The organism is Pseudoalteromonas sp. SR44-5, from assembly GCF_014163675.1.
Lineage (GTDB): Bacteria > Pseudomonadota > Gammaproteobacteria > Enterobacterales > Alteromonadaceae > Pseudoalteromonas > Pseudoalteromonas rhizosphaerae.
In genome coordinates, this window is record NZ_JACJDT010000088.1 from 1 (window position 1) to 4,447 (window position 4,447).

The following is a 4,447-nucleotide window of genomic DNA, read 5'->3' on the forward strand; positions in this document are numbered from 1 at the left end:
CCGCTTACCGCTTACCGCTTACCGCTTACCGCTTATTCCCTATTCTTTCAATTAATGATAGCGCTGTCATTTTATCTTTTATATGATGGAGGTGAATAAATAATAATAAATAACAGATTACGTGGGGGGAAATGCGTAGTCTTAGGGTATACAACGAGGAGAGAGCAATGGATTTTAAAAAGCGAACTTTAGCAAGTTTGATCGCGATAATGCCATTAATGGCGCAGGCGCAGTTTTCGCAAAATGATGTGAATAACTTTGCCAAAGAAACCACCCTGACATTTGCTGTGGTTGATAACTTTCATAATAAAGCCGCTGGTTTTTTAGGAACAATTACACTAAACAACCAATCTGATATTGCACTTCCTGCAGGTGAAAGTGACTGGCAGTTGTATATTCACTCAGTTCGTAAGATCAGTACTGAGCTAGTTGCGGGTTTAAATATTGAACACGTAAATGGCGATTTACACCGCATTACCCCAACTAAAAACTTTACAGGGTTAGCTTCAGGTAAAAGCTTAGTACTTGAGTTTGACGCTCAAGTTTGGGTGGTTGCTTATTCTGACTTTATGCCACGTGCTTTTTTTGTCTCTGGTGATAATAAACCGGCTATTTTTGCAAATACTGACAGTGAAGATATGACCCAGTTTGTTGCACCGTTTGAGCGTGAAAATCAACTGCGCCGTTATAACGAGCCAAAAGATTTAACGGTATTAGTCACCCCACAAGTGCGTTTTGAGCGTAATCAACAAACGACAAGTCAAGTATCGCAACAAGACGCATTAAAGCGGATCATTCCAAAGCCACAAAAAGTAGAGTTTAATCGCGGCACTGCGACACTTGATAGCAGCTGGCAGATCACTTTCCAAGGTCAGTTAAAGAACGAAGTCATGGTGTTTATGCAAGATTTGCAAGATGACTATGGCCTGACCTTAAAAGCCCAGCCAGATCACATCAAACTAGCAAAAGAAAAACTGATCAGCTTAAAAGTAAATCCACAGTTGGCCGATGGTAAATCAGAAAGTTACACTCTTGAAATAGATGACGATCGTATTGAAATTGTTGGTAGTGATAATGCCGGTGTATTCTATGCCATGCAGAGCTTACTTAATCTACTCCCAGCAAATAGCCAAGGGACTGTAGACATTCCACAACTTGAGATTGAAGACAGCCCACGCTATGGCTGGCGTGGCATGCACTATGATAATGGCCGTAATTATCACGGTAAAGACGCTATGTTCAAATTGGTTGAGCAAATGGCGCGTTATAAAATGAATAAACTACATTGGCACTTTTCCGAAGATGAAGGTTGGCGCTTAGAAATTCCAGGATTACCAGAGTTAACTGATATTGGTGGTTATCGCTGTTTTGACCTTGAAGAAAGAGAATGTTTATTAACCCAGTTAGGCACCGGACCATTTAAATCCGGCTCAGGTAACGGTTACTTAACTCGTAGTGAATTTGTTGAATTATTAAAGTTTGCTAAAGATCGCCATATTCAGATTATTCCAGAAATTGAAGGGCCGGGGCATGCTCGCGCATCAATTAAAGCAATGGAAGCACGTTATCATAAGCTTGCCGATGAGGCGCAACGAGTAGCCAAAAATAAGCTTGTTAATAAAAAGAATGCGGGGAAAGAAACGCAGCAAGTCGATATCAGTGCTGCAACCCAGTATTTATTGAGTGATCCAAAAGACACCTCGGTTTATATGACGGTGCAAAACTACAAAGATAACTCGATGAACGTATGCATGGATTCAACCTATGCTTTTTTAGATAAGGTTACCTACGAATTACAACAAATGTACCGCGAAGCCGGTGTGCAATTGACTAACTTGCACTTTGGTGGTGATGAAGTAGGGGCCGGTTCATGGGTTGGCTCGCCAATATGCCAAGCAATGTTTGCCGATCCAAATAATGGTGTTGCCGGTGCCGCAGATCTTAAACCTTACTTTACACAACGTGTGGCCAAGTTACTTGAAAAACGCGGGATTTCGCCTGGCGCATGGGAAGATGGTTTAATGTATGACCAAACAAACCCATTTAAGCGCGACGAGTTTCCAAACAAAACCTTTACAGCAAACGTCTGGGACAATATTTGGGAGTGGGGTGTTGCAGACAGAGCTTATCGCCTTGCCAATGCTGGCTACCAAGTGATTCTATCGCATGGTACACACTTATACTTTGACCATCCTTATGAAGCTCACCCAGAAGAACGTGGGTATTATTGGGCAACTCGCTATACCGATACTAAAAAAGCATTTAATTATATGCCAGACGATGTGTATGCAAATGCAGATTACACCCGAACACGGGAGCCGATAGATAACCTTGAAGCTTTAGTTGGTCGTCCACTACCAAAATTAGAAAAGCCAGAAAACATCTTAGGTATGCAAGGACAAGTTTGGTCTGAAACTATTCGAACCGAAGAGCAAGTATTGGCAATGATATTCCCGCGTATTCTGTCTGTCGCTGAGCGTGCATGGCATAAAGCACCATGGGAAGGCGAGCAGGTTGATCGTAAAAGCCAAGAAAAAGACTGGGCACAATTCTCTGCTGCAGTTGGTTTGAAAGAGCTTAATAAATTGGCCAATGCAGGCATAACTTTACATTTGCCGGTACCCGGTGGCGTGATTAACAATGGTCAGCTTGAGGTTAATACGCCATTTACATATTTAAATACCGAGTATAGTTTAGATAATGGCGCGAGTTGGCAGCAATATACAGCTCCGATCAGTGTTTCTGAACAGCAGTCTGTAGCATTACGTAGTAGCTTAGATAGCAAACTAAAAAGCAGAATTACTCATATAAATTAATATATTAGTAACTAATTACGTTTTGAAAGGGCCATAAAGGCCCTTTTTTGTGTCGTTGTAAAATAAATTGTTACTAGTAATATGGCTGTAATTAACGTAAAGTTTTATGGCAGCGCTGTCATTTTTGTTTCGACATTGTCATTTAAATGTCGCCAAGGTGTTATAAAATACAGCAACGCTAATCGTCGATTTAAGTTTTTTGAACTTAATTGCAATAAATAATTATAACGATAGCTCGCAACAAGAAGAAGTTTTATGGAAGCCACAGTGTCAAAAATAAATAAACAAAGTAATTTTATACCCATGGCCATTGTTGCCACTTTATTTTTTATCCTAGGTTTTGCAACCTGGTTAAATGGTTCACTAATGCCATACTTAAAACAAGTATTACAGCTGAGTCCATTTCAAGCCTCACTGATTTTATTCTCGTTTTATATAGCGGTGACGTTTACTGCTGTACCGTCGGCGATGATCATTCGTAAAGTCGGTTATAAAAATGGCATGGCACTCGGTATGGCAACCATGATGGTGGCAGGTTTATTATTTATTCCAGCTGCAAAAACTCAAGTATTTGTGCTGTTTTTATTTGCGCAGTTGGTTATGGGGGCAGGGCAAACCTTGTTGCAAACTGCAGTTAACCCGTATGTTGTTCGGATTGGGCCTGAGGAATCGGCCGCAGCACGTGTCAGCATCATGGGGATATTGAATAAAGGCGCTGGCGTAATTGCGCCAATCGTATTTACAGCGTTAATTCTAAGCGATTTTACTGGCCTTGTTGGTAAAGATTTATCACAAGCTGAAATTGATTCAATGGCAAATAGTTTAATTTATCCTTATTTAGGGTTAGCGCTATTTATTGGTGCATTGGCATTTGCAGTGACAAAAATGCCATTACCAGAGCTTATTGATGATGAGGAGCAAGGTGCTAAAGGACAAGTAAAAGAAGCACTTTCTCACCCAAGCCTAGCATTAGGTGTGGTTGCATTATTCGTTTATGTAGCCGTGGAGGTGATTGCAGGCGATACCATTGGTACTTTTGCATTGTCGCTAGGTATTGAAAAATATAGTGTCATGACCTCTTATACAATGAGCTGCATGGTGTTAGGTTATATAGTTGGTATTGTGCTTATTCCGCGTGTTATTTCGCAGCAAGCAGCGCTAAGTGTGTCTGCAATTTTAGGCTGTGTATTAACACTTGCCGTGGTATTTAGCGATACTAGTTCAGTTGTGATCGCAACAGCGCTTGGTTTAGAAGTGCAATTACCAGATACACTATTGATGATAGCTGTGTTAGGATTTGCTAATGCTATTGTATGGCCTGCGGTATGGCCGTTAGCGTTGTCTGGGTTAGGTAAATTAACCAGTGTTGGTTCTGGCCTGCTTGTAATGGGCATCGCCGGTGGGGCATTTGGTCCTCTATTTTGGGGTCTAGCAAGTGGTGGTGTGGATTCTGCCGCGGCCCAGCAGGGCGCTTATATCGTAATGTTACCTTGTTATTTATTCATTCTTTTCTATGCTGTAAAAGGGCACAAGATGAAAAGCTGGAAGTAAGATTAAAGTTGAAAGGTTCAAGGTAAAAGTTTAGCTTTGTAGAACCTAGAACCTAGAACCTAGAACCTAGAACCTAGAAC

At 41.1% G+C, this 4,447-nt stretch carries 2 protein-coding genes; both read left to right on the top strand.

Going from position 1 to position 4,447, the window contains the following annotated elements:
- Nucleotides 1–167 precede the first annotated feature (167 nt).
- The gene (locus H5154_RS22275; protein ID WP_182719663.1) at nucleotides 168–2,816 is read left to right on the top strand and encodes a family 20 glycosylhydrolase; all 2,649 of its coding nucleotides are present in this window, start codon (nucleotides 168–170) and stop codon (nucleotides 2,814–2,816) included.
- 255 nt (nucleotides 2,817–3,071) lie between these two features.
- The gene (nagP, locus tag H5154_RS22280) at nucleotides 3,072–4,367 is read left to right on the top strand and encodes an N-acetylglucosamine MFS transporter NagP (RefSeq protein ID WP_149980543.1); all 1,296 of its coding nucleotides are present in this window, start codon (nucleotides 3,072–3,074) and stop codon (nucleotides 4,365–4,367) included.
- Nucleotides 4,368–4,447: the final 80 nt, after the last annotated feature.